The sequence below is a fragment of the Paenibacillus sp. GCM10012306 genome, from assembly GCF_042649265.1.
Lineage (GTDB): Bacteria > Bacillota > Bacilli > Paenibacillales > Paenibacillaceae > Paenibacillus_AQ.
In genome coordinates this window covers 124,801-144,906 of the sequence record NZ_JBHRYW010000011.1, presented here as the reverse complement: position 1 = coordinate 144,906, position 20,106 = coordinate 124,801, and the positions used below count along the sequence as shown (strand labels likewise).

The 20,106-nt window shown below is 50.6% G+C and carries 20 protein-coding genes; 11 read left to right on the top strand and 9 right to left on the bottom strand.

Translation table 11 applies throughout. The features are described from left to right. Window positions 1–14 precede the first annotated feature (14 nt). Window positions 15–464: a hypothetical protein gene (locus tag ACFORK_RS22130; RefSeq protein WP_379203081.1), complete on the top strand. Its 450-nt coding sequence runs from the start codon at window positions 15–17 to the stop codon at window positions 462–464. 126 nt (window positions 465–590) lie between these two features. Here the strand turns inward: ACFORK_RS22130 and ACFORK_RS22125 are convergent, their stop codons facing one another. Genes ACFORK_RS22125 through ACFORK_RS22100 form a run of 6 tightly spaced genes read right to left on the bottom strand, consistent with a single transcriptional unit; the run spans window position 591 to window position 5,822 of the window. Next, window positions 591–1,457 carry a metallophosphoesterase family protein gene (locus ACFORK_RS22125; RefSeq protein ID WP_379203079.1) on the bottom strand — a complete coding sequence of 289 codons (867 nt, stop codon included), beginning with the start codon at window positions 1,455–1,457 and terminating at the stop codon, window positions 591–593. 47 nt (window positions 1,458–1,504) lie between these two features. Beyond that, window positions 1,505–1,846: a DMT family transporter gene (locus ACFORK_RS22120; RefSeq protein ID WP_379203077.1), complete on the bottom strand. Its 342-nt coding sequence runs from the start codon at window positions 1,844–1,846 to the stop codon at window positions 1,505–1,507. Further along, entirely contained in the window at window positions 1,843–2,631 is a 789-nt protein-coding gene (locus ACFORK_RS22115; protein WP_379203075.1) for an HAD family hydrolase, read from the bottom strand. Before ACFORK_RS22115 ends, ACFORK_RS22120 begins: the two co-directional genes overlap by 4 nt. A gap of 15 nt (window positions 2,632–2,646) precedes the next feature. After that, window positions 2,647–4,008, bottom strand: coding sequence for an ABC transporter substrate-binding protein (locus ACFORK_RS22110; protein WP_379203073.1), 1,362 nt, complete (start codon window positions 4,006–4,008; stop codon window positions 2,647–2,649). 41 nt (window positions 4,009–4,049) lie between these two features. Next, complete coding sequence (locus ACFORK_RS22105) at window positions 4,050–4,892, bottom strand: carbohydrate ABC transporter permease (RefSeq protein WP_379203071.1); 843 nt, start codon at window positions 4,890–4,892, stop codon at window positions 4,050–4,052. 30 nt (window positions 4,893–4,922) lie between these two features. Continuing rightward, window positions 4,923–5,822, bottom strand: coding sequence for a carbohydrate ABC transporter permease (locus ACFORK_RS22100; RefSeq protein WP_379203069.1), 900 nt, complete (start codon window positions 5,820–5,822; stop codon window positions 4,923–4,925). Window positions 5,823–6,013: 191 nt separating this feature from the next. Between ACFORK_RS22100 and ACFORK_RS22095 the strand changes: the two genes are divergently transcribed. Beyond that, window positions 6,014–6,574, top strand: coding sequence for a GbsR/MarR family transcriptional regulator (locus ACFORK_RS22095; RefSeq protein ID WP_379203067.1), 561 nt, complete (start codon window positions 6,014–6,016; stop codon window positions 6,572–6,574). A gap of 181 nt (window positions 6,575–6,755) precedes the next feature. Continuing rightward, a complete protein-coding gene (locus ACFORK_RS22090; RefSeq protein WP_379203065.1) occupies window positions 6,756–7,772 on the top strand; it encodes an AI-2E family transporter in 1,017 nt (338 codons plus the stop codon). A 213-nt stretch (window positions 7,773–7,985) separates the two neighbouring features. Here the strand turns inward: ACFORK_RS22090 and ACFORK_RS22085 are convergent, their stop codons facing one another. The 3 genes from ACFORK_RS22085 to ACFORK_RS22075 form a co-directional block, all read right to left on the bottom strand. Then, a complete protein-coding gene (locus tag ACFORK_RS22085) occupies window positions 7,986–8,375 on the bottom strand; it encodes a hypothetical protein (protein WP_379203063.1) in 390 nt (129 codons plus the stop codon). Window positions 8,376–8,641: 266 nt separating this feature from the next. Further along, a complete protein-coding gene (locus tag ACFORK_RS22080; protein ID WP_379203061.1) occupies window positions 8,642–10,090 on the bottom strand; it encodes an amidase family protein in 1,449 nt (482 codons plus the stop codon). Window positions 10,091–10,197: 107 nt separating this feature from the next. Further along, window positions 10,198–11,040, bottom strand: a complete 843-nt coding sequence (locus tag ACFORK_RS22075) for a class I SAM-dependent methyltransferase (RefSeq protein ID WP_379203059.1) — start codon at window positions 11,038–11,040, stop codon at window positions 10,198–10,200. A 227-nt stretch (window positions 11,041–11,267) separates the two neighbouring features. Here ACFORK_RS22075 and ACFORK_RS22070 point away from each other — a divergent pair, with 227 nt between their 5' ends. The 8 genes from ACFORK_RS22070 (at window position 11,268) to ACFORK_RS22035 (ending at window position 19,788) form a co-directional block, all read left to right on the top strand. After that, the gene (locus ACFORK_RS22070) at window positions 11,268–11,963 is read left to right on the top strand and encodes a response regulator transcription factor (protein WP_379203057.1); all 696 of its coding nucleotides are present in this window, start codon (window positions 11,268–11,270) and stop codon (window positions 11,961–11,963) included. After that, the gene (locus ACFORK_RS22065) at window positions 11,960–13,432 is read left to right on the top strand and encodes a sensor histidine kinase (protein WP_379203055.1); all 1,473 of its coding nucleotides are present in this window, start codon (window positions 11,960–11,962) and stop codon (window positions 13,430–13,432) included. Before ACFORK_RS22070 ends, ACFORK_RS22065 begins: the two co-directional genes overlap by 4 nt. Before the next feature lie 101 nt (window positions 13,433–13,533). Then, a complete protein-coding gene (locus tag ACFORK_RS22060) occupies window positions 13,534–14,676 on the top strand; it encodes a TolB family protein (protein ID WP_379203050.1) in 1,143 nt (380 codons plus the stop codon). Between the two features lie 227 nt (window positions 14,677–14,903). Then, the gene (locus ACFORK_RS22055; protein WP_379203048.1) at window positions 14,904–16,010 is read left to right on the top strand and encodes an ABC transporter substrate-binding protein; all 1,107 of its coding nucleotides are present in this window, start codon (window positions 14,904–14,906) and stop codon (window positions 16,008–16,010) included. 108 nt (window positions 16,011–16,118) lie between these two features. Then, on the top strand, window positions 16,119–17,045 hold the full coding sequence (locus ACFORK_RS22050; protein ID WP_379203046.1) for an ABC transporter permease: 927 nt from the start codon (window positions 16,119–16,121) through the stop codon (window positions 17,043–17,045). Further along, window positions 17,042–17,842 (top strand): ABC transporter permease, encoded by an 801-nt coding sequence (locus ACFORK_RS22045; RefSeq protein WP_379203044.1) that lies wholly within the window; start codon window positions 17,042–17,044, stop codon window positions 17,840–17,842. Before ACFORK_RS22050 ends, ACFORK_RS22045 begins: the two co-directional genes overlap by 4 nt. Continuing rightward, the gene (locus ACFORK_RS22040) at window positions 17,839–18,882 is read left to right on the top strand and encodes an ABC transporter ATP-binding protein (RefSeq protein WP_379203042.1); all 1,044 of its coding nucleotides are present in this window, start codon (window positions 17,839–17,841) and stop codon (window positions 18,880–18,882) included. Before ACFORK_RS22045 ends, ACFORK_RS22040 begins: the two co-directional genes overlap by 4 nt. 39 nt (window positions 18,883–18,921) lie before the next feature. Then, window positions 18,922–19,788: an alkaline phosphatase family protein gene (locus ACFORK_RS22035; RefSeq protein ID WP_379203040.1), complete on the top strand. Its 867-nt coding sequence runs from the start codon at window positions 18,922–18,924 to the stop codon at window positions 19,786–19,788. Window positions 19,789–20,106: the final 318 nt, after the last annotated feature.

Below are 20,106 nucleotides of genomic sequence, written 5' to 3'. Positions count from 1 at the left end.
GGGAGGAATGAAAGATGTCGGAGAATCTGAACAAAGTGAAGCTGTCCCAGTGGGATGCCCTAATCCTGGAATCGCTGCGTACCTTGGGCTGGTCTGATGATGAGCTATTGAGCAAAGTCGCTGCAGGTGAGCTGCCTGTGGACGAGAGTGAGTTCCACTTTGATTATAAGCGGCTTACAGCGCTGCAGGCTGAGCAACCCGAATTCTTCGAGCGGGCGGTACGGGAAGGTTATCAGATTAAATACAATACCCTTCGCGGTGTTCGCAGCTGGATTTTCGTTGCCCTGGGCAAAGAGCCTGTGCTGGAACTTGAGCCTGGTAAGGAATATGTAGAGGTATCGTTGACGGCAGCCGAGAAAGATCGGCTGGAAGGGGTTCTATCCTTCGGTTGGGAGATTCATGAAGGAAATGGAGCTGCGAATGGCGAGACTGCCAGCTATCGAGTTGAGCCTGTGCAGCGTTAAGATATAACTAAGGGTTAGGATTAGCTAAAAAGACTTCAAAAAAACGATTGCTCTGCAAGGCTTTACGTCCTGCTAGCAATCGTTTTTTTTGTATGATCATATTTGAATTAGAGGGACAGTAGAGTGCTACACTCTCACAGCAGGCAAGGCTACCTCGTATTGTGCCGAGAGAATCCAGGTTCCGTTCTTGAAGTCGCGGCCCCGTACCAGCACTTTATCGCTGTAGATTTCCACATAGAAGCCTTGGCTTCCCTCTTTGCGCTCATCTTCGTTCGTCCAGAGGTAGGCAACCGATGCAGCATTGAACATCGTCGCGGTCTCCCCATGGCCTGGATACATCGTATTGTCCACTTCCAGTTCCCAATGGGTATGCCCTGTGAACAGCAGGGTCTGCGGATGTTTGGAAAGAATGTCCCGTAATTCCTGATCCTGAGTCACACCGTACCACTCCTGGGACTCTAGTGAGCCGGCCACAGTATCTTTAAGTGGCTGATGGAGGAATAGGAAGACCGGCTTATCCGGTGCAGCTTCTTCGCCGAGTTTCAGATCCAGCCATTGAAGCTGCTCCTTGGAAAGTTCGCAGAAGAGCGGTAGATTCTCTTCCGTACCGATAAAGATAAAGTGGTAGCCGTCTATCCAGTGATCGTGATAGGGGCCAGGCATTCCTGTCCGGGAGGCATACATCGCCAGGCGTGAATGCCAGTCACCCAGACCGACATCATGGTTACCAAGGGTGAAGCGGACAGTTGGCAGTCCTGCTTGGTGCAAGTTCAGGATGCGGCGTACTTCCTCATACTCCTCAGGGAATCCGTGGTCTGTGACATCCCCGATATGCATGATGCCGCTGCTGCCCTCAGAATGGGCGGCAATATCGAGCAAAGCCTGTCCGAAGTTAAGATTATACTCATGATTAGGATCGGCAGTGACGTGTGTATCTGTAATGATCTGAAAGCTGGCAAGAGGTTTTGCCACTTCTGCAGAATTCATGTTCATGTGGAACAGGCACCTCCTGGAATAATATGAAGGGGACGCGGAAGCACTTAGTGGCTTTTGTCGCTAAGATTAAGTCCGACGATCCCCACAACGATGACGGCAATCCAGAGCAGGGAAGACATGGGCATCCGTTCTTTGAAGAGGAAGATGCCTGCTACGGAGATCAGTATGATTCCGGCTCCCGACCATATGGCGTATGCCATCCCCACCTTGATAGAGGTAAGGGCGTAATTAAGTGATGTAAAGCTGATCGCATAGAACAGAAACATAAGCACAGAAGGCAACAAACGGGAGAACCCCTGAGAGGCTTTCATCGAAATGGTGCCGGATAGCTCGAAGACAATGGCCATGGCCAAAAAGATCCAGGCCCATGTTCCTTCCGGCTTCATTTCCCGTGTCTTCCGATACTCAGTTCTTCGTAGGTACGTACGATGACATCGGCATCAGGCAGCAGGATGGTTGCCTCATCATCCGAAGCTGAACCCGGGAGCCCGATAGCCAGGGCGGCTCCCGCCGCCTTGGCCATTCTCATATCGCCGTTCGTATCTCCGATCACCACTACCCCGGAAGGGTCAATACCAAGCTTGCTACAAGCCAGCTGAACCATATCCGGGAATGGCTTCCCGCGCTCTACCTGATCGGTTCCGATCACCTCGGAGAAGTAATCACGGATGCCGAGCCAGCGCAGATGCTTCTCTGCCGCATCGGTCTCATCGGCGGTGACCACGGCCATAGGCAAACCATGGCTGCGGACCTCCTCCAGAAAGCGTTCCAGCCCCGGCAGGGAAACCACTGGCCGCATCTCGTCCATCATGGCGTCCGCTTCCTTCCGGCACAGATCAACGATCTCCATCGTCTCAGCCCAGGATAGACCCTGCAGGTAGCCCTGCCAGGCGAGGATGGCGTAGAGGTCAGCCATCGTGCCCATGGCGAGCGGTCCATTGCGATCATAATCCGTGATGCTTCCGCCCTCATTGTAGACGGTACCGAACAGGGATGGGATAGTCTCCGGCTTGAGCATGAGCTGGCGGCTGCCCAGATGTGCGTCAAAACGCTCCAGCAGGCACTTGGCCCAGACTCCCCAGAGAGATACGAATTCCAGCAAGGTCCCGTCCTTGTCGAACAGGATAGCAGTTACAGCTTGACGCCCTTGCGGAGTAATAAGCTCAGACATTACGATTAGCCACCTTTATTTCAATTTATCCAAAGCCGCTTGAGCGGTTTTCTTAGCTTCTTGAAGTGCCTCTGCAGCAGGAATGTTCTGGATTTCTACCTTGTCAGCTGCAATTTTCAGCGCATCCGTGATCTTGCCGCCAGTTGGGTCCTGGAATGGTGCGGAACCATGTGCTGCTTGCATAAGCGGAATCTTGATCTGTGGATTGCTCTCGCTGAACTTCACGAATTCTGGATCTTGGAGTGCGGATTGACGAACAGAGATGTATCCAGTCTGGATTGACCAGAACGCTGTGTTCTCGGAATTAGTGAAGTAAGCCAGCCATTTCATCGCTGCTTGCTTTTGCTCGTCGCTGGCTTTGGCAGGAATACCGGCCATCAAGGCTTGAGCGACAGGTTTGCCTTCGCCAACGCCGGCCCAGCCTGGTTGTTCCATAGCAGCTACGACACCAAAGTCCAGATCTCCTTGGTCACCGCTGGAACCGGTGTAGCCTGCAGCTTGGCCCTTCATAACATCGTCAATTGTTTTGTACCAGTACTCCCAGCCTTGACCGCCGGAGTGAATGCGCATGATTTTATCTTCATGAATCCATTTGCGGAAAGAATCCCAAGTCTCTACCCATTCCGGAGAATCGACTGTTACTGTTTTTCCATCTTCACTAAGGACACTTCCACCCTTGCTCAGCACCGCATCATACATATTTTCGTAACCCCACATTGGCTCCCAGCCATAGAAGGAAGTTTTGCCACCGTCTTTGACAGCCATTTTCTCAGCTGCTGCTGCGAGGTCTTCCCAAGTCTTCAGTTTATCGGCCTCAATCCCGTTCTTCTCGAAAGCATCCTTACGGTAGTACATCACTTGTGTAGTTCCGTACATTGGCAGGAAATACTGCTTGCCGTCCACTTGTCCTTGAGAAAGGAAAGTCTGTACAAAATCCTCTTTGTTGAAGTCAGGCAGTTGCGCAATCAAATCATCCATTGGAGCGAAGTAGCCTTTACGCGCCCAGTCTACATTGGAGGATAGAACAGCAGCTGGTACCTGTCCGGTTGCAATGGCGGCCTGTAGCTTTTGTCCGGTCTCCGTGTAGTCGCCCTGTACAATTCCCTTAACGATAACTTCCTTCTGTGAGGCGTTGAATTTTTGAATCAGCTTGTCCATGTTCTCGCCCAGCTTGCCGCCGAGTCCGTACCAGAATTCAATCGTTACCGGAGCGCTAGGTGCGGAAGAAGCCGGAGCGGCCGTTTCAGTAGCAGCTTCGTTTGTTTTGCCAGCGGTGTTTGCAGAGTTCGCAGTGTTTCCATTGTTTCCACCACAGGCGGTGAGCAGAGCAAAGCTGGCAACCAGGGATACGGCAGATACTTTTTTCAAAACGTTCATCATCATTCTCCTTCAAATTAAGTATTATGGTGATAAGAATATTAACCTTTGCTGGACCCGGCGGTCATGTTGACGCTGGACATAATAGTTTTTTGCGCCACCAGGAAGACAAGCAGCAATGGAGCGATTGTAAAGGCGCTAGCGGCCATGATCAGCGGCCATTTTAATCCGTATGCACCTCCTTCAACGAAGAAGCTACGAAGTCCGGCAGATACTAACTGGAGGTTAGGGTCTTTGGTGATCAGCGTCGGCCAGAAATAGTTGTTGTATTGATCAATGAACGTGATGAGGGCTAGCACCGCAAAGGAAGAGCGGGCAATCGGAACGATAATGGTCCATAGAATTCGCATATGCGAGGCACCATCCACTTCGCCAGCCTCTACCAGTTCATGGGGAACTTGCAAGAATGCTTGTCTAATCAGGAAAATCGAGAACACGCTGACACAGTTGGACAGAATCAGCCCGGCATAGGAATTGAGCAGGCCAAGCTCGGACAGAACCAGATAGCTTGGAAGATAAACGGCTGTGGCAGGAACCATGTAACCGAAAAGGATGATTCCAGAGAACAATCCTTTGAGCCGGAATTTCATATGGGTAAGTGCGTAAGCCATCATGCCGGAATTGAACATTTGGATCAGGACGATGGAAGTAGCTACGATAATACTGTTGCCCATATACCGGGAGAACGGTGCTGCATGCCAGGCATCTGCAAAGTTGCCCCATAATGGTGTCTGTGGCCATAGCGTTGGCGGTGATTGCCAGATCTCATCATTGGTTTTGAGCGCATTTGTAATCATCCAGTAGAATGGAAAAGCCATGATTAAAGCAAGTGCAGCGAAGAACAAATGGCGTGTCAGCTTGCCTATGTTTGAAAGAATACTCATAAAGCCCTCCTAGATGGCTAGTTTCGTTATTTAGTAGTGAGTGTTCCGGCTGCTGAAAATAACGGACAGCAAGGATAGCAGCATACATATAAAGACAAGCGTCATGGCTATAGAGGAGGCTTCCCCGATCTGGAACGATTCGAAAGCGGACTGGTAATACATGTATAGCAGGGTACGCGTGGAACCAGACGGTCCACCTTGTGTCAGTACGTTAATCTGGTCGTAAGCCTGCAACGCCTGAATAAGTTGAACGATAAACAGGAACAGGGTAGTCGGCGAGATCAGCGGGAGCGTAATGCGGATGAACTTATGAACAGGATTTGCTCCGTCCAGATCAGCTGCCTCCATAAGATCGTTAGGTACATTGCGCAAAGCTACCAGATAAAAGATCATCGCCCAGCCGACAGATTTCCAGATGGTGACGAGCATTACGCCGAAAAGCGCCCAGGTTGGATCTTGTAACCAGCCGAGCTTTTCGAATCCCAGAAAGCTTAGGATTGTATTGGCGAGGCCGATCTCCGGTTCATAGATCCACGACCAGACGATGGATACGGCCACCGTTGGAGTCACCCAAGGCGAGAACAACAGAACCTGATAAATTGCGGAACCCTTCAGCTTCTTGTTCATTAGAAGAGCCAGCCCAAGGCCGATCGCGATGACCGGAAGCACGGTGCCTGCACAGAACAACGCGGTAACCCGTAGTGCTTGGTAAAAAGCAGGGTTGGTCAGCAGGCTGATGTAGTTATCGAGCCCGACAAAGGTTTTCTCCGGACTCATGAAGTCCCATTCAGTAAAGCTTAGATATAAGACGTACAACAGCGGCGCAAGCCAGAACACGGTGAACGGAATCATGGCCGGCAGTGTGAATAACACTGGCTTTAAGCCGCCGATAAACTTCGAACGAATCATTGTGTATATACCCCATTCCATCTTTTCAATTTCACTGTATAATTTGGAGTAAAGCTCCTCTGTTCAAAAAAAATTGTACACTCAATATCGGCAAGTGTGGTAAAGACGACGTAAAACGGAAGCTAGATTTATGTAAAATTCTTAAAAAACGCGATAAAAGTTTTAGTTTTGTGTAATGTAGAGGATAGATTCCACAGGAAGTGAAGGTGTGCATGATGAAACGTGAAGGCATTGGAGAGCTAGATTTAGAGCTGACGCCGCGAGAGCAACTGCAGCGCAGAATGATCGATGCCATCGCTCAGACGATGGATCTATATGGAGCTAATTATTCATTCGGGCAGTTGTACGGGATCATGTTCTTTGAGGATCGGCCGATGACGCTTGAAGAAATGAAGCATATGATGAGCATGAGTAAGAGTAATATGAGCTATGGGGTCCGTTCTCTAATCTCTTCGGGCATGGTTACGAAGCTCACAGAGAAGCAGGAGCGCAAAGATCTGTATATGGCGGAGACGGATTTCTTCCGGGCGTTCAGAAGCTTCTTTACAATGAAGCTGCAGCGGGAGATTGATGTGATGAATGAAGCGCTGGAGTACGTGCTGCCAGGTCTGCAGGAACTGCTTGAGGAGGTAGAGCTGTCTGAGGATGAGCGCGAGCGCTGCCAGCTAGACTACGCCAAGATACAGCATGCGGTGGAATTCTATCAATCGCTGCAGCAGTTTGTAGATGATTTGCGCGAAGGGGATATTTTACCATATAAAGGGGGAGCCTAAACGAATAGCAGGACAAAGAGGAAGGGTACGGATGCATATTTCTGCAACATCTCTTAATTTTTTCTAAAAAAGCACAAAAACCGCGGAAATACGACCGAATTCGGGACCGTTATTTGCTATAATTGTTTCCATTAATGTAGACTATAATAAGGTGCCAATTGTAAGCGAATGGAGAGGAAGCATGGAAGTGTTCAAGCGTTTTTTAGAGAATTTGACGATTCGGCGTTTCGGAATATTATTTCTGATCTGCCTGCTGTTGTTCAGTATCAGAGATATGCTCAATCTGGTGCTGCTGACCTTTCTGATTGCTTATGTCATGAACAGCTTTCAGGTGATGCTAACCAAACGACTTGACAAATATGTCCGGATTAACAGCAAGGTTATCATTGTTTTTCTGTACCTGGCTTTGATTGCCACGATTGCTTTTGCACTCGTCAATTACCTTCCGAAAGTATTTGTCCAGATCAAGCAATTAACGTATTTTCTAACCAACCTTACTCCTGAAGATATTCCCCAGAATGAAATCACCCAGTATATATTTAGAACCTTGAAGGATTTGAATTACCAGTCCTACATGACTCAAGGGATCGAATACGTTCTGAGAATCAGCAATTGGGGTACAACCTTTGTGTTATCCACGATCCTGAGCTTTGTGTTCATCTTGGAGAAGAACCGGATTGTCGCCTTCACATCCAGACTACGCACTAGCAAGATTGCTTGGTTCTACAAGGAACTGGAGTATTTTGGCCAAAAATTCATTTCTTCCTTCGGCAAAGTTATTGAAGCGCAACTTCTGATTGCGATGTTCAATACCCTGTTTACGGTGGTTGGCCTGTGGATTCTGGGCTTTCCGTATCTGTTCGCGTTATCCATTATGATTTTCCTGCTTAGCTTGATCCCGGTCGTAGGCTTTGTAATCTCGTTGATCCCGCTGTGCATCATTGGTTACAACATCGGCGGTCTGATGATGATCATCTATGTAGTAGCAATGATCGCTATACTACACTTTATTGAGGGGTATTTCCTCAATCCGAAGCTGATGTCTTCCAAAATGAATCTACCTATGTTCTACACCTTTATCGTCCTGTTGTTCTCTGAACACTATATGGGCGTGTGGGGCCTGATTCTGGGTATTCCGATCTTTGTCTTCTTCCTAGATATTCTGGAGATTAACCGGGAGAATGAGATTAAAGAATAACTTCTATTCACATACACACAAGAAAGCCCGGCCACCAGGCCGGGTTTTTTAGTTCTGCTTACGCTAAGAATATCCGTTCCAGCCAATTATAAAAGGACTTCCCCCTACAGAACGCTGGCGTGTTAGCCCAGACTGATCTGATGGGGGAAGTCCTTATTCACGCCTTAAGCGGCGTAGTCTGAAGGAAATCGGTTCGTTTCCTATGTAATCCTGTTAACCGAATGAAGTGAGGACACTCTGCTCAACAATTTCTTTGATCTCTGCCTTGTGCGCAGCATATTGCTCGGCTGTGATGCTTCCGCTGTGTAGGCGGTCATCCAACTGCTTTGTAAGCTGTGTCAATTGCAGCTCGATTACATTCGCAATATCTCCGCCCTGATCAGCGGCAATGTCATGCAGTGACTTCCCGTCATACAACGATTCATACAGCTCCTCATCGGATGATTGATTGAGTGCTTCCAGAAGGTCATCCTTATCTGCAACACCAGTGGCAGTCCACTTCGCTACCGGACTTGCGCTTGTGATGGAGCTGCCCCAGGCGGTGCCTCCGAAAGACATGGCTACTACCATCGTTCCGACAATCATCACTCGCTTTATGTTCATGGTTAGAAATCCTCTTTTCTTGTTTTTTGGTGCCTGTTATATACGTAGGGTTATGGGTGTGAGAGTTTCAGCCTTGCGTTCTTCCTAATGTTATTGTAAACAGCGAACCTGAGATGAACCTTAATTGTTCTTTAAGATAATCTAAAGATTGCAGGCAGTAGCCAACCTTTAGATTGGGTGTATATAACCAACGAAAGAGCACCAGTGACGGTGCTCTTTTATTTTGCCGCTTGGACTTTAGATTATAGAATTAAACACTAATCGCACTAATCTTCCATCTTGGGCGGAACGCGATGCCCGCTGGCCTGTTCATAGGCATAGGCCAACCCCAGCAGCACCGGCTCGCTGAAGGCGGTCCCTACAAAAGTAATCCCTTGATGTCCTTTGGTGCTGTATCCTCCCGGGGCAATGACTCCTGTTGCGGCGAATCCTCCGGGAACAGTGATGGACGGATAACCTGCCCTAGCGGCAATGTCGGCTCCTCCTTCGTCGTCCAGAAACAGAAGGGCATCTAACTGATGGCTTTGCAGTGCATGGTCAATCCCCTGCTCCCGGGACATGTACAGGTCCTTTCTTCTGCCCTCCAGATAGACCTCCTCGGTCAGTGTGCCGCTGGTTTCTTCGGACCAAACCAAGGTATCCTGACCATATTTAAGCGCGGCCTCTCCATGCTGATTATTATAGGCAATGACCTCTGTAAGCGAATGGACAGGCACGTCATTCGGCAATTTCCCAAGATAACTGTTAAGCGCGGCCTTGAATTCGTAGCGCATTACATTGCCATCCCACTCCATATCTTGGCAGGGCAGATATACAGGATCTATGATCACAGCCCCCTGTGCCTCGAGCTGAGAGATGGCTTCTTCAATAATCGCCAGTCTGGCCTCGTCCAAGTCCTGATAGTAAAATCGCGGAATCCCTATTCGCGTCTGCTGCAAAGCCTCCCGTTTCAGATAGGGCCGGTAATCCTGCGGCTTGCCCTCTACGGCGAGTGCGCCGAGCAGAATCGCTGTATCGGTCACGGTTCGGGTCATTGGACCGGCGCAGTCTTGGCTATAAGTAATAGGGATAATGCCGGTTGATGGAATTAAGCCTGCCGTAGGCTTTAATCCGACCAGGCAATTGCGTCCTGCCGGTCCAATAATGGAGCCAGAGGTCTCCGTTCCAATGGCCACAGCGCCCAGATTAGCTGCAACAGCTGCTGCGGAACCGGAGCTGGAGCCGCCAATGAACAGCTCACCCGGACCATAGGGGTTCAGGACAAGGCCCCCTCTGGCGCTATATCCTGCCCACATCGTTGGCGACATGAAATTGGCCCATTCAGTCATATTTGTTTTGCCCAGAAGGACCGCCCCTGCTGCACGCAGCCGGGCAGCCACATAGGAATCCTCAGGTGCGATGCTAGCTGCCAACGCCAACGAGCCTGCGCTGGTATGCATGGCATCATGGGTGTCAATATTATCTTTTAATAGTACTGGAATACCATGCAGCGGACCACGAGGTCCTTTATCCTTTCGCTCCTGATCCAGAGTTCTTGCAATATCTACAGCCTCCGGGTTGATCTCCAATACAGAACGGAGCACAGAATCATACTTGCGGATACGCTCCAGATAGAGGTTGACCAGATCCTCTGCGGTCACTTTCCCAGCGGCCATTTCCGCCTGCATGCCTGTAATATCTGCTTCAATAATCCAATCGTCAAGATGGTTATCCATAGCGCTTCACCTCTCTCAGCTCAATGATGTCTTAATGTAGAACAATTCCCTAAGGCGCGGTGAAGTTCCTTTGAGGAGAGAGGGGGGACTTTAGCTATATCCATTCTTTACAGAAAAATAGCGCCATTTCGGCGCCATCTTGTTCCAATTATTTGGGGGCGGATTTTTCTAAATCGGAAAATCACCGCTGCCGGCAGCTCATACCAATCAAATCGGGATTTCGCGGATTCATCCAGTTCGAAGCTGGGCTCCTCCAGGCAATCCAGCACAAAACCAGACTGCATGAACGTATGGATGTAATAGGACAGGGGTCTATGAAAAATAAGATGGGCCACCGGCTGCCCCTTTATGCCTATGGAGTACATAGGCTCTGGAGTCAGGTAGCTGCTGACCTGCACGCTGTTGCGGTGAATGATCTCCCCGTTGCGCTCCTCGGTCTCATGGATTTTTCGTGTGCCAGGAGCCTGAAAACACGGATGTGGAATCGAAAAGACGACCACACCATTGTCTCTCAGTATCTGCCCCAGCGCTTGTACCAGAGGAACAATGTCGGCAATATCCATAAATGCCATATTAGCGACAGCAGCATCATATTGAGCGATACCCAAGTTCAGCAGAGAGTCGTAGTCTGTGGCGTCGATCACCCGGTAATCAATATTCGGTGCAACCTGTTCGGATCGTGAGATTGCTCGCTGAACCATGTTGGGGCTGTAGTCAAAGGCAGTCACGACAGCACCAAGTTCAGTTAGCCTTCTGGAGAAATTCCCGTTGCCGCAAGCGATATCCAGCACGGCTTGACCCGTTTTGACACTCAATAACTCCTCGGTTTTGGGCCTTATAATCTCCCGATGAAACTGGTTGCTGAGGTCGCCCATATAGCTATCCCAGAACTCTGCATTTTCCTCCCATTTGGCCTTGGATTCTTCCGTCAACTCTTTCCATTCGTTCATGTAAAGCCCTCCCTTAATAAGTTATCTGCCTAACTGAATAACGGTCTCCTTCTATCTTAAGGTACAAAATGAACCCTTGGTTCGCAATTATTTCACGCATTCAGGACATTAGAGGTTTAAAGTTCACATTATATAAATTGCCTTATGTTTCATTTTGGTGTGAACAGGATCAGAGGGTATACTGGATGAAAGACAGACTTAAATTATGTTGAAAAGGTGAAACGCCTATGAATAAAAAAGTGCTGGTCGTCGATGACGAACCGGGTATCGTGAGCGCCATTGCTTACGCGCTGCGCCGTGAGGGCTACGAAGTGGATACGGCTGGGGATGGTGAAGAGGCGCTTAGTAAGGTGAGTACCTTTCAGCCGGACGCCCTGGTGCTGGACGTGATGATGCCGCGAATGAGCGGATATGATGTGTGCCGGAAGCTGGAGAACCGGAGCGACATTGGAATTATACTACTAACTGTCAAAAATGATATTGTCGATAAAATCATCGGCCTGGAGCTTGGTGCAGACGATTATATGACCAAGCCGTTCGAAATTCGCGAACTGCTGGCCCGTGTAAAGGCGCTGCTGCGCAGATTGGACAAGAAGGCCGGTGATGCAAAGCCAGAACTGATCCAGTACGGCACGCTAAGGGTGCAGCCGGATCACCGGAGTGTGCAGATTGCGGGGGAGCAGCTGGACCTGACACCCAAAGAGTTCGACCTTCTGCTCCTCCTACTGTCCCATCCGCAGCGGGTCTATATGAGAGAAGAGCTGCTGGAGCAGGTATGGGAGATGGACTATGCAGGCGGCACGCGCACGGTGGATATTCACATCCAGCGTCTGCGCAAGAAGCTGGGCGAGCCCTACCAGAATATGCTGCAAACCGTATATGGAGTTGGATATAAGGCGGTCCCTGCGGGAGACTACTCATGAAGATCAGCATCAAGCTGAAGTTCAGTTTTTTTCTGGCGCTGCTGCTAATTCTGGCTATCGGGGTGCTGAGTTTTTTTGTGTTGCGTGGTGTGGAGAACAACCAGCAGGCTCAGGTGGAGAATTATCTGGCTCAACATGTTAAAACCGTTAATCTGCGAGTGAAGCAGACGTATTATACGGGAACGGGCGACCGCCCGGAGCCGCAGGCTTTCCTTCGGCTGCGGGGTCGAGGAATGGCTGCTGAGTTGGCCGGGTTCACAGGTATGGAAGTTACACTGTATGACGGGGAGGGGTCCATGGTTGGCTCCTCGGCCCAGGGCAGCCCGACGCCTGTAAAGCCGGATGTCAGCACGGCCCTATCCTATGCGTTGAATAATAAAATCGCCTATCAAAGTGCAGGTGATACCCTGCTCTACCTGGCCCCGCTGCAAGGCCCGGAGGGGCAGATGGGAGTGGTTCAGCTGCGCTATTCGCTGAAAAGCAACAACGATTTTCAGCATACGCTCCAGAACCTATTCCTGACCACAGGCGGAATCGTCTTGTTATTGAGCTTTTTACTGGGATATCTGTATTTCAACACCGCAGCTGCTGCCATAGGTCGGTTGAAGCAGGCTGCAGAGAAGATCCGCCGTGCGGAGTATCTCGCTGAGCCTCCGCTTCGCCGAAAGGACGAGCTGGGAGAACTGGCGCAGGGTATCTTTTACATGAGTCAGGAGATTGAGACGAGTATTGCGGCTAAGGATGAGGAGCAGCGCAAGCTCCAACTGGCCGTCGAGAAACTTCAGGCGCTAGAGCAACAGCAGAAGCAGTACATCGGGAACATCAGTCATGAATTCAAGACCCCACTAACCTCGATCAAAGCCTATGTGGATCTGCTCAATATGTATGACGATGATCCTCGGCTCCTGGCGGATGCCAAGCAGAATATCGCCAAGGAAACACAGCGGCTCTATGAGATGGTGGAGAAGGTGCTGCAGTTGACCGCACTGGAGAAGTATGATTTTGAATCCCAGAGTGAGCTGCTGGAGGTCGCGGCGGAGCTCAGGGAAATTTGCAGCCGGATGAATGGCAAGGCGGAGCGATTCGGCCTCACGATCAGCCTGGATGTACACCCTGCCCATGTCTGGATGGACCGCGAAAGCTTTATGCATATTTTTATCAACCTGCTCGACAATGCGATCAAATATAACGTTTCCGGTGGAAGTATTAACATCTTCTGTGCGCAGCAAGAGAGCCGGGTTCGTGTTATTGTTCGTGACTCTGGAATCGGCATTCCCCAGGATGCCAGGGAGAAGATTTTCGAACCGTTCTACACCGTCAATCGTGACCGTTCCAGGCAATCCGGGGGTACAGGTCTCGGCCTCTCACTGGTACAAAATCTGGTGGAGAAGCATCACGGTACGATTGAGCTTCTGGATACCGAAGAGCCCGGCTCTGTCTTCGTCTTGTCTTTCCCGGCGGTATCGTGAAGACCCATCCGATTAAGTTTACATCATGGAAACATTCTGCAATGGTTTGGAAATATGGCTCTACTATGCTGAGAGCAACAATGTTCTAGGAGGATTTCTGCATGGAAGATCAGAAAGGCGGTAATGAAGGCAAGTCTAAGTCCACTCTCCGATTGGTCAAAGCAGGAAGTCTTCTGCTGGGGTGTGCCTTTCTTCTAACCATGACCGCATGCGGGACGACGGGCACCGAAGCCCGGCATGTTGTGGAGAAGTCAGGGCAGAAGGTCACGGTGATGGACAATACAACAGATTCCGTCTATACCAAGCTCAAACTTGATAGCATCGACAAGTTCGAAGGCATTCGCGGGATGGATTGGTTAAGTGAGAACACGATCGCTGTCGACAAGGAGAATCGAAAGCTGACTCCTGAAACAATCGAGGGTCAGGAACGGTATCCCCATAACTTCTATATCCGCGATCTCGCGAGCGGTCAGGACCAGCCCCTCAAGGAGGGGAAGGAGAGTCTGGGCAATGCTATAGTGTCCCCGGATAACAAGTATATTTTTTATAAAGAAGTGTATGAAGCTACCGGCATCGGCTACTTAATGAATCTGGAGAACCGTGAGACGGTTCAACTCGGAAAAGATGAATTCATGGCGACTGAAGGGGAGTGGGCGGACAGCGGACATGTGATCTACCCGGACATGAAAGGCGATATTATCAAAGCTGATGTGCAGGGCAAGAGTGAGGTTGTGCTGGAGACGGGGGCAGGTTTTATCCATAATGTAGTGCAGTCAGGCAGTATCATCTATTATGTTGCCCATGAGGATAGCCAATTGTTCGCCTATGACACAGAGACCAAGAAATCTAAGGTGATCAAAAAGAATGTAGCTTGGGTCATCCCTTCCCCTGACGGTTCTCGGTTGGCCATTGTGAAGCGGGAGGGTCCCGGGGATATGAGGCTTGTTCTCTGCGATCCTGCAGGCAATGAGCAGTCTGTGATCGACAGCGGGACGCAGATTTTTGGTACCAATTGGTCCCCGGACGGCAGCAAGCTGGCCTACAATGTTAGCTCCGACAACGGCAATGTAAATCGTTTGTTTATCACCGAGGTGGAGACCGGAGAACAGACCCCCATTTCTGACGAAATGCAGGCTTCTGACAAGCTGCGCTGGAGTCCCTCCGGGAAGAAGCTGCTCGTTTCAACGTCTGTGTTAAAGGACAATAAATATCAGTTTGTCACTTATGTAATTACGTTCTCTTAAGGGATATTAATTACTTAAATGCATCATTTTATGAAGCCAAGGGCACCCATTGGGTGTCTTTTTTAGTCCATTAAAATGGAAATTTACGTATCTATTTTACAATCGACTCCATCATCCTTAATCTCCGGCAAATAATCGGCTCCTATACTGCAAGTGGGTGAAGAACTGCTTGGACCTTAGAGAAGAGCCCACAAATAGGAAATGGGAGTGAAGGGGAAATCATGACAATGCGATTCAGAAAACAATGGTTCATCGGTCTTACACTGTCTTTGCTCGTCCTGTTGCTTGCTGCTTGTGGAAATTCGGAAAACAAGGCGAATGCGCCGGAAGGTAATGCCGCTGCACCAGAGCTCAGCTTGAGCGACATTGAGAGCAAAGCTAAAGAAGAAGGCAGTGTAATGAGTGTCGGCATGCCTGATTCATGGGCGAACTGGAAAGACACTTGGGCAGATATGAACAGTGTATATGGATTGAAGCATGAAGATACAGATATGTCGAGCGGTGAGGAAATTGCCAAGTTCGAAGCTGAAAAAGATAAACCGACAGCAGACATCGGCGATGTAGGTATTGCGTTTGGACCCGTTGCTGTAGCAAAGGGCGTAACTCAACCGTACAAAACGTCGTATTGGGATGAGATTCCTGACTGGGCGAAAGACAAGGACGGCAACTGGGTCGTTGGTTACCAAGGCAGTATCTCGTTCCTGACGAACACCAAGCTTGTACCGAACCCGCCGAAGAGCTGGGAAGACCTCAAGAACGGCAATTATAAAATCATTGTTGGTGATGTGACCAAAGCAGCGCAGGCGCAAATGGCGGTACTGGCCGCAGCGATTGCCTTTGGCGGTAACGAGTCGAACATTGAGCCGGGGATTGCTTTCTTCGAAGATCTGGCTAAGAAAGGCCGTCTCTCGAACGCAGAAGCTTCTGTAGCTAATATCGAAAAGGGTGAAGTTGAAGTAACCTTGCTGTGGGATTTCAACGCTCTTAACTACAGAGATCAAATCAATAAAGATGGTTTTGACGTTGCCATTCCGAAGGAAGGTAGTGTGGTTAGTGGTTATGCCACTATCATCAACAAATGGGCTCCGCATCCGAATGCAGCCAAACTGACACGCGAGTACATCCTGAGTGATAAAGGGCAGATCAATTTGGCTAATGGTTACGCTCGTCCGATCCGTGACAGCGTTAAGCTACCTGAAGAGGCTGCAGCGAAGTTGCTGCCGAAGGAAGAGTACGCTAACGTCAAACCGGTAGGTGACTACAAGGTGTGGGAAGAAACAGCCAAGAGCATTCCGCAATTATGGCAAGAACGCGTTCTTGTGCATTTGAACTAATCGATCCCGGGAACAAGGGAGCAATACTTTAATTAGAGGGCGTCTTCGTCATGTATCATGCCGAAGCGCCCGCTTTTTTGAATGGAGCAGAGAGGTGGCTTGTAAAGAATGAAACAGAACAGACGCGGCGGTGTCATTCTGGCGTTGATTCCATTCGTACTGATGGTACTGGCGTTCCAGCTTGTGCCTGTATTGTCTATGATCAGCAACAGTTTTCATAATGGAGACAGTCAGGGCATTACCTTTGGCAACTATGTGCATGCGCTGCAAAGTGCCTATTATATGCAGGCGATTAAGAACAGCTTGTTCATCTCCATCGCTTCTAGTGTGGCTGGAATCATCATTGGACTGGTGTGCGCCTATTGCATCACCCGTTTCACGCCAGCCGTACGCGACCGGGTGTTGATGGTCTCGAATATGACGTCTAACTTTGCCGGTGTACCGCTGGCTTTTGCGTATATCATCTTGCTGGGTAACAACGGAATATTCACCCTGCTGTTCAAGGATTGGGGCTGGGATGTATTCGCGGGATTCAATCTATACAGCTGGACCGGTCTGGCGCTAGTCTACGTTTATTTCCAGGTGCCGCTGTCTTTGCTGCTGCTGTATCCGTCTTTTTACGGTATTCGGGAGCAGTGGAGAGAAGCGGCGGCGCTGCTTGGTGCGGGTCGTTGGCAGTTCTGGAAGACGATCGGTCTGCCGATGCTGGCCCCAGCGATCTTTGGGACGCTAGGGATCCTTTTCGCTAATGCCATGGGTGCATATGCTACAGCCTACGCGCTGGTCGGCGGTAATTATAATCTGCTTGCTGTACGTATCGGTTCACTGGTCGCGGGTAATGTAGTTACCCAGCCGGAGATGGGAAGTACACTGGCCGTCCTACTGGCACTGACAACGTTGCTGGCGGTCTATCTCAACCATGTTATGGTCCGGCGAGCCGGACGTTTCGTGGCGAGGCCTGCGGATAAGCCCCAGCCTAAAGCCAATGTGGTACGACGCTTTCTGCCAAGGGCAAGGGAGGAGCTGGGACAATGAATACCCGCAAAGCGGGGCTTACCCCCCGTGTACTAATCTTGCTGCTGATGGTGTATCTGCTCGTGCCGCTGCTGGCTACCGGATTGTATGCTTTTGCACAGGACTGGCAGAACACCCTGCTGCCTCGCGTCTGGACCTTTGACTGGTTCATACAGATGTTCCAGGATCTCCGCTTTATGGAGGCGCTGTGGACTTCACTGTACCTCTGCCTCATCAGCGTAGTGGTGAGTCTGGTTGTTATGCTGCCGGCTGTGTTTGTCATTACGATGTATTTTCCGCGCTGGGAGAGTTTGATGAAAGGTATTGTTGTTCTACCGTATGCGGTTCCCGGTGTTGTGGCGGCGGTGGGTCTCATTCGCACTTATTCTTCCGGACCGATTAATATCGCGGGTACTTCCTACTTGCTGGTCGGTGCTTATTTCGTGGTTATTCTTCCGTACATGTATCAGGGTATCCGCAACAGTCTGCTGACTGTCTCCGCTGCGGAGCTGCTGCAGGCCGCCGAATTGCTTGGTGCCCGCCGCCGTGAGGCTTTTATGAATGTGATTCTCCCTAATATCTGGCCGGGCATAATGGTCTCTGCATTGTTATCCTTCTCTGTGCTGTTCGGTGAGTTTGTACTGACAAATATGCTGGTAGGCGGACATATCCAGACGATCCAGATTTACTTATACAAGCGGGTTGGCGAGAGCGGGCATTTGGCTAGCGCGATTGCGATTTCATACTTTGTGTTTATTTTGGCGCTGTCCATGGTGCTAATGAAGCTGGGTAAAAAGATGGGAGGCGTTCGCGGATGAACGATTATTTGAAGCTGCAAGGTGTGCGCAAATTATTCGGGGACGCCTGTGTCCTGGACAATGTGGATCTGGAGATCAGGGAGGGGGAGCTTGTGACCTTGCTTGGACCTTCCGGCTGTGGAAAAAGCACGCTGCTGCGCTGTATAGCCGGCCTGACGGAGCTGGATGGCGGCAGCATTATGCTGGCGCAAAAGGACGTCACCCGGCAGCCGCCCCGCAACCGGGAGGTGGGCATGGTGTTTCAGTCATATGCGCTATTTCCTAACCTGACCGTAGGCCAAAATGTTGAATATGGGATGAAAATGCGCGGGATGTCCAAGGCGGCCCAGCGCAGCCGCAGCGAAGAGCTCCTGGCCCTGGTCGACCTTGAAGAGAAACGGGATGTATATCCGCAGTCGCTGTCCGGCGGACAGCAGCAACGGGTCGCTCTGGCTCGCTCACTGGCTGTGCAGCCCAAGATGCTGCTGCTGGACGAACCGCTCAGTGCGCTGGATGCCAAGATCCGCAAGAATCTGCGGACCGAAATCCGCGAGATCCAGAAGCGTCTTGGCATGACGACCCTATTCGTCACCCATGATCAGGAGGAGGCGCTGATTGTCTCCGACCGAGTGTGCGTCATGAAGGGTGGACGGATTATTCAGGATGATTCACCTGAAGGGCTGTACACGGCGCCGCGCACCGAGTTTGTAGCACGGTTTATGGGCAGCTACAACGTGTTCACCCGGGCGGAGGCGCTGGCGCTATTCGGTCGGGTGAACAGCTCGGCGGACAGCTTCGCCCTACGCCCTGAAGCGATCACGCTGCTTCAGGCGGGGGAGGCTGGTGCGGCTGAGGGAGATGGCCGGATCCTGCTGGACGCCAGCATTCATTCGGTATCGATGCTGGGGAATATCATTCGCTGCACAGCCGAAGCCGCCGGTATTCGCCTGACGGTAGACGTGCTGAACGATGGAAGCTGGCTGCGACTGCGGGAACAGGACCAGGTTACGCTGGTGCTGGACCCGGCACAGCTTAGACATTTGGAACGGGAAGGCGCATAACATCATCCATTCTCTGATTCAGGAAGGGCGGGGACAAAAATGAGTGAGATAACAAACAAGCTGATTGTGGTGGTATTGGATGGACTTCGGTATGATGCGGCTCGAAAGTATTTGGGCTACATGGAGCATCTGGTAGAGCAAGGAGTTATGTCTTGCTACCGGGTACAGTCGGAATTACCCAGTTTGTCGCGGCCGCTTTATGAGGTGCTGCTTACTGGCACGCCTGTGGTCAAAAACGGCATCACGGCCAACCATATCAACAGACCCAGCAAGGAGCAGAGTGTCTTCCATTTGGCCGTAGCTGCGAATCTTCGTACAGCTGCAGCCGCCTATCACTGGGTCAGTGAGCTGTACAGCTCATCCCCGTTCAATCCCGTTACAGACCGCCACCAGCACAATGTGCTGCGCCCGATCCAGCATGGCAGCTTCTACTTCGAGGATCACTATCCCGACAGCCATGTGTTTGCAGATGCTGAATACTTACGCGAGGCGTTTGATCCCCATTTTCTCTACGTTCACTCTATGAATATTGATGATGCTGGCCACCGCTATGGCGGGGAGAGCAAAGAATACGAATTAGCTGTGCGCCAAGCCGACGGTTTGCTGGCTACGATGCTGCCGCTCTGGATGAACGAGGGCTACAAAATCCTGGTCACTGCCGACCACGGCATGAACGCGAATGGCTTCCACGGTGGCGTCTCGCCTGCGGAGCGTCATGTCCCTCTGTACACTTTTGGCGAAACCGTATTATCTCCGGAAAAAGAGGTCCAAGCGCTGCCCCAGCTTCGCCTTGCACCTTTAATGTGCCACTGCCTGGGCCTTATGCCTGCGGCTGCTATGAGCACTGAGGGCCTGCCACCCCTGGTTCCGGCTGCAGTAACCCGTGAAGCGGAAGAGGTTGTGTGAGCACAGGTGATGCCTGTGAGAGTTGAGAGAATGGGGAAGGACTGCGGGTGTAGGGAAGTCTAGCCAGTCTAGCCTCACTGCTTTCCTGCATTTCCTACATTCGCAGTCTTCCTTCTAGCCCCTTGCAGAGGGCAAGGTTACGTTGGATGAGAACTGCCTTTCCGTTAAAAGAGCTTACCTGGCAGTCGGAAATGGATTAACACCACCTCAATATTTAGCACTTTATAACTGTCGTTCACTCTATCCCCCCAGCTTCGGACCCTTTGTCCGGACCGGGGGATTTGTGTGTTATAATGAACGCGCACAGAATAATGGAGT

Coding starts and splice junctions, on each gene's coding strand:
- ACFORK_RS22130 (WP_379203081.1), top strand. CDS start 15: ATGTCGGAGAATCTGAACAAAGTGAAGCTGTCCCAGTGGGATGCCCTA.
- ACFORK_RS22125 (WP_379203079.1), bottom strand. CDS start 1,457: ATGAACATGAATTCTGCAGAAGTGGCAAAACCTCTTGCCAGCTTTCAG.
- ACFORK_RS22120 (WP_379203077.1), bottom strand. CDS start 1,846: ATGAAGCCGGAAGGAACATGGGCCTGGATCTTTTTGGCCATGGCCATT.
- ACFORK_RS22115 (WP_379203075.1), bottom strand. CDS start 2,631: ATGTCTGAGCTTATTACTCCGCAAGGGCGTCAAGCTGTAACTGCTATC.
- ACFORK_RS22110 (WP_379203073.1), bottom strand. CDS start 4,008: ATGAACGTTTTGAAAAAAGTATCTGCCGTATCCCTGGTTGCCAGCTTT.
- ACFORK_RS22105 (WP_379203071.1), bottom strand. CDS start 4,892: ATGAGTATTCTTTCAAACATAGGCAAGCTGACACGCCATTTGTTCTTC.
- ACFORK_RS22100 (WP_379203069.1), bottom strand. CDS start 5,822: ATGGAATGGGGTATATACACAATGATTCGTTCGAAGTTTATCGGCGGC.
- ACFORK_RS22095 (WP_379203067.1), top strand. CDS start 6,014: ATGATGAAACGTGAAGGCATTGGAGAGCTAGATTTAGAGCTGACGCCG.
- ACFORK_RS22090 (WP_379203065.1), top strand. CDS start 6,756: ATGGAAGTGTTCAAGCGTTTTTTAGAGAATTTGACGATTCGGCGTTTC.
- ACFORK_RS22085 (WP_379203063.1), bottom strand. CDS start 8,375: ATGAACATAAAGCGAGTGATGATTGTCGGAACGATGGTAGTAGCCATG.
- ACFORK_RS22080 (WP_379203061.1), bottom strand. CDS start 10,090: ATGGATAACCATCTTGACGATTGGATTATTGAAGCAGATATTACAGGC.
- ACFORK_RS22075 (WP_379203059.1), bottom strand. CDS start 11,040: ATGAACGAATGGAAAGAGTTGACGGAAGAATCCAAGGCCAAATGGGAG.
- ACFORK_RS22070 (WP_379203057.1), top strand. CDS start 11,268: ATGAATAAAAAAGTGCTGGTCGTCGATGACGAACCGGGTATCGTGAGC.
- ACFORK_RS22065 (WP_379203055.1), top strand. CDS start 11,960: ATGAAGATCAGCATCAAGCTGAAGTTCAGTTTTTTTCTGGCGCTGCTG.
- ACFORK_RS22060 (WP_379203050.1), top strand. CDS start 13,534: ATGGAAGATCAGAAAGGCGGTAATGAAGGCAAGTCTAAGTCCACTCTC.
- ACFORK_RS22055 (WP_379203048.1), top strand. CDS start 14,904: ATGCGATTCAGAAAACAATGGTTCATCGGTCTTACACTGTCTTTGCTC.
- ACFORK_RS22050 (WP_379203046.1), top strand. CDS start 16,119: ATGAAACAGAACAGACGCGGCGGTGTCATTCTGGCGTTGATTCCATTC.
- ACFORK_RS22045 (WP_379203044.1), top strand. CDS start 17,042: ATGAATACCCGCAAAGCGGGGCTTACCCCCCGTGTACTAATCTTGCTG.
- ACFORK_RS22040 (WP_379203042.1), top strand. CDS start 17,839: ATGAACGATTATTTGAAGCTGCAAGGTGTGCGCAAATTATTCGGGGAC.
- ACFORK_RS22035 (WP_379203040.1), top strand. CDS start 18,922: ATGAGTGAGATAACAAACAAGCTGATTGTGGTGGTATTGGATGGACTT.